The 4,904-nt window shown below is 63.1% G+C and carries 1 protein-coding gene; it reads right to left on the reverse strand.

Going from position 1 to position 4,904, the window contains the following annotated elements; genetic code table 11:
• A partial coding sequence (locus MJ643_RS30125) for a DUF1983 domain-containing protein (RefSeq protein ID WP_247727257.1) occupies nucleotides 1-4,904 on the reverse strand: 4,904 nt, incomplete at both ends.

Raw genomic sequence — 4,904 nt, forward strand, 5'->3', positions numbered from 1 at the left:
GTGTTGTTGGTGACCGACACAGGCACCGTCACTGCATTGCCACGAATGCGCAGCGTGTCGATTTCGGCGACTCCGATCTTTGCATTCGTGATGGCAGCATCTGCGATCTTGGCGTTCGTGATGCTCGCGTCACGAATGAACGCATCATTCATGAACACCTGGTTATTCTGGATCGCGAACGGGCTGACGAATCCGTTCCCTGCCGGGTTCAAGACCGCGAACCGGTCGACCATTACGGCGAAGGTCGATTGGAACATCCCGCCATTGTTGACCAGGCCAAGCCCGAACCCGGCAGCCACGTACTGCCCGCTTGCCGTGGCTTGGAGCTTCACCGTGTAAGTCGCATTGGCGCGCTGATCCAGAGCCGCATGAGCCGTGCTCAGCTGCTGCACCGAAGCGTTGGTATCGCCCAAGGACGACTGCGTGGTCTGGATCTGCTGGCTGAGCGCCGAGTCAGCGCTCGTCCGCGCCGCCGCCTCGTTCTGAATCGCCGCATTGGCGTTGGCTACCGACGTGTACAGGCCATCAGTGCGCAAAGCCTCTGCCGTGATTTTGTCGCCCTGCTGGGCAACCGTTGACGACAATGACTCTACCGCCCTGCTGGAGGCAGACGGTGCGACACGCCCAACTGCAATCCAGTCGACATCAAATACCCCGCCACTGCTGTTACCCAGGTCGAGGCGCAGCCGGGTGATAGTGTTGTCCACCCAGTCTGTGCCGCCGGCCGTTAGGTTGGCCATGTCCCATTCCACAACCGCAGATTGACCAACGGACAGGTTCGGATTGGCAGCCACTGCGCGGTAGGTGCCAGCGAACCCGTGGCCGGCGGTTGAGTAGAACAGCTGGCCATCCCAGTCCGTAGTGGCTCCGGCCCGACGGGTAATGCGCGCACGCACGCGACTATAGAGGCTGCCAGCGATGGACAGAGTTGCTGCGGCACTACTCATAAGCTGCGGATCAGCGCCCGTGGCGGTGATCTTTATGAACCCCGCTCCTTGCGCCAGTGTTGCACTAGAGACCACCCACCCTTCAGTGGTGGTGTCGAACTGCCACAGCGCGCCAGGCGCAGGGTCGAGGCCGGAAGATCCAAGCGCGCCCTGGATTGCACCGACGCTGTTGTTCAGATCGGTGATGCTGGTGGACTGGCTGGTGTTTACCCCCTCGGCTGCGGTTACCCGGTTTGCGAGTGCCTGCAGCGCAGAGGCCTCGGCCTTCGTTGCAACCTGGCTGAGGGCGTTGGCAGCCGCTGCGGCTGCATCGGTGGCCACCTTGTCGGTAACGGTGACCCAGGCCGAGCCGTTCCAGCGCTTGGGGGTGTTCGCGTTGCCTGTGGTGTCGATCCAAAGGTTCTGCGCCAGGCGCTTGTCAGTCGCCGGAGCTGTAGAACCGTAGATCACCTCCCCTTTGGCGCCCGCCGCCGTAGCCGCCGCCTGGGCGGCCTGCTGGGCCGTTGTAACGTTCTGGTTGGTGGTGGTGAGGCCGTTCTCCAGGCTTGTGGTCCTACCGGCCACACTGCTCAGGTTGCTGCCTTGCTGGCTCACCGTTGAGGTCAGGTTCTCGACTGCGGTCGAGGTGGCGGCATTGTTTGCGGCGTTTACCAGACCACTGTCCCGCCAGCCGGAGGCGCGGGAAGCGTACTCGACCTGAGGCCGGGCCAACTCAAACGTACCGTTGGCGGCGCTCGAGGTGGCCCCATGGACGCGGTAATACAGCGCGACCGCGACTGCCTCGGCCGGTGTCGTCGCGGTTAGGGTAAAGCGACTACCCTCAACGCTGATCGCCTGCAGGCCCGTCGACACGGAGGAAATGACAGTGCCTGCCGCGTTCAGGCATTGGATATACAGACGGATCGAAAGCGGTCCGGAGGTCGCAGCACGCCGGGCATAAATCGAGGACGTGATGATCTGCGAGCCACCAACCTTGACGCGCTTCGACACGGCAGGAATCAGCGACAGATATGGCGATCCGTTGGTAACGCCGGTGACTGCCGATCTGAACGCGCGCTCCCCTGCGTTCAGCCAGGACTCAACCATGCTGGAATTGTTCTGCGCGGCCCCTTCACGCACCCAGCCATCAGGCAGCGTCGTATCGCCTGTATTGACCTGGTTGAACGTTGGGTTGTAAAGGAGGTTTTCGCCGCCAGCATCGCCGATGGAGTTATCCAGCTGGGTAAGCTGGCTGGATGCGCTGGTCAGGCCCGCCTCCGTAGTCGCAACCCGGCCGGTCAGAGCCGTGGTTGCTGCGGCGTTGGCGGTAATGTCGGCGGCATCCAACTGGCCGTTGTCACGCCACCCCGTGGCAACTTTCCCGATCTCAAACTGCGCGCGATCAATCTCAACAACCGCACTCTGCGGCGTCGACGATGCGCCGAAGACACGAAAAATAACGGGGCATGCGACGGCCCCCGCAGGCATCTCTCTGCCCTCAAGCACCAGCCGTTGCCAGTCCCCTGTGGCCACGATGCTCTCATGGGTTTGGGTTGCAATGGTCGTCCCCGCGGCGTTTCTCGGTTGGAGGTACCAGCGGATCAGGCAACCAGCAGTCACCTTCACATAGATGGAAACGCTCACCGCCTGGCCGGCACTCACCGATGGAAACTTCGGCGAATGGTAGGTATCGAGGTAGCGCGCGCTGTTGTCGATACCGGTGACGTCGTAGCGCTGCGCCTTGCCGTTCGGGTCGAGCGTCGACGCGACGATCGAGGGTATGCGAGTCACGCCGGACGGCGTCCCGGTTATCCATCCATCAGCCAGGCCTGCGGTTGAACCCACGCGCTCGAACGATGGGTTGTAGAACAGGTTCTCGCCGCCAACCTGGCTCAGCGATGCGTTGATATTGGTGACGGCCTGGCCGTTGGCGGTGATCGCCGTGCCGTGCTGATCCACCGTATTGCTCAGCGCCTGAACCGTCGCCGCCTCAGCCTTGGTGGCGACTTTGCTCAGCGCGTCCTGGGCAGCGGCAGCGGCATCGGTAGCGGCCTTGTCCGTAACGGCTACCCAGGCGCTGCCGCTCCAACGCTTCGGCGTGTTGGCGTTATTGGTCGTGTCGATCCACAGGTTTTGCGCCAGGCGGTCAGCAACCGCTGGCACGGTGGACTGGTAGATCACCTTACCCTTAGCGCCAGCGGCGTCAGAAGCGGCTTGCGCCGCCTGCTGGGCATTGGTCACGTTCTGGTTGGTAGTGTCCAACTGACCGCTCAGCTGAGTGACTTGCGCACTGGTCGACGCAATCCCCTGCTCGTTCTTGTCGACGCGAGCAGACAGCGCGCTGGTGGCTTCGGCACTGACCTCGTTGGCAGCCAACACCGACGGCTGATAGGCCGTGGCAACTGTGCCCTCTTGCAGCTGGGCGTTGTCTATTTCCATCCAGAGCGAGACCGCTGCCGTTCCGGTATTGAACAATCGCCCCACGTAGATCCTGGCCTGGGTGGCGGCGGCAGGTGCCATGCCAGTCAGCGTGTACCGAGCGTACGACTCTGTCAGGATGAACCCATCAGCGGTCCACGGGGCGGACAACACTACGCCGGCAGCATCCAGGAACTGGATGTACATGCGTAGCCGGCCAGGAGCGCCTGCTCCCCGGGCGTAGACGCTGAGGGTGTAGTTCGCTCCACCAGTGACTTTGACCCGTGGCCGACCATCATCCAGGCCGGAAATCACCTCGATGTATCCTCCGGCCGCGACGGTGCCGGACAGCCGCAAGGCGCTGGTGCTGCTGGTCAGCGGCGACGGCACCAGGGAGCGGGCGGCACCGGCGGAGATAGCCCAGTGCTTTGGTCTGCTGCCATCTGCGATTAAATCTTCGAACGAGCTGTTGGCCAGCAGGTTCTCCCCGCTCAGCAGCGGCAGCGCCGCATCGATCCGGGTTAGCGATTGGCCGTGGGCCGTCAGGTCCTGGCCCTGCTGAGAAACGGTATTGCTCAGATTCTGGACGGTTGAGGCTTCGGCCTTCTTGCTCACGCTATCGGTCAGTGAGGTCAGCGCCTGGCTTTGCGAAGTCAACTGCTGGTCCTGGGTAGCGTCCTTCTGCTCCGTAGCCGTCACCCGGCTGCTGACCTGCTGCAATGCCTGAGAGCTGGCCTTACCGTCGATACTGGTCTGCATGCCATCCATGCGTGAAGCCTGGGACGTCAGTTTGCCCTCGGCATCGCTGACGCGGGTCGACAGGTTGTTGACCACCGCCGCATCGGCCTTCAAGGCGACCTGTGATAGCGCCGACTGGGCGGCGGCAGCTGCGTCCGTGGCCGCCTTGTCCGTCACAGCCACCCAGGCACTGCCGCTCCAGCGTTTCGGGGTGTTCGCGTTACCCGTGGTGTCGATCCAGAGGTTCTGCGCCAAGCGATCGGCCGCGGCCGGCGCAGCCGACTGCACAATGACCTTGCCCTTCCCGCCCGCCAGTGTGTTTGCCGCATCAGCAGCCTGCTGCGCGGTGGCCACGTTCTGGTTGGTGGTAGTCAGGCTGGATTGCAGTCCGCCGATCTGCGTCGCCTGGGCCGTAGTCTTGCCATCCAGCGTCGATACGTCGGTTTCCACATCCGATACGCGCGCAGCCAGCCCGTTCGCTGTCTGCACCGCCTGGCCAACGTCGGTCCAGTAGGTGGCATTGGGCGGCGGGTTGCCGGCCGGCACGTTGCCTTTGGCCTGATACAGTTTGCCGTCCTCGCCCAGTACGCCTTGAGCAGCGGTGTAGGCCTGGTCGGGCTTGTACGGCATCGAATCGGCCAGGTCAGCAATCTGGTCAATCTGCTCCTGCAATTCAGCCTGAGCTTCCGAAACGCTCTGGCCGACAGCGGTGATCTGCTGCTCCAGGTTGCCCTTTGTGCTGGCCAGCGCGTTGTTGACCTCGCTGATCTGCTCAGCCAGCTCGGTCTTGGCGGCACCCACTCGCTCGTTCACCGAGCCAGG

Origin of the sequence: Pseudomonas sp. PNPG3, assembly GCF_023093815.1 — a bacterium.
Lineage (GTDB): Bacteria > Pseudomonadota > Gammaproteobacteria > Pseudomonadales > Pseudomonadaceae > Aquipseudomonas > Aquipseudomonas asiatica.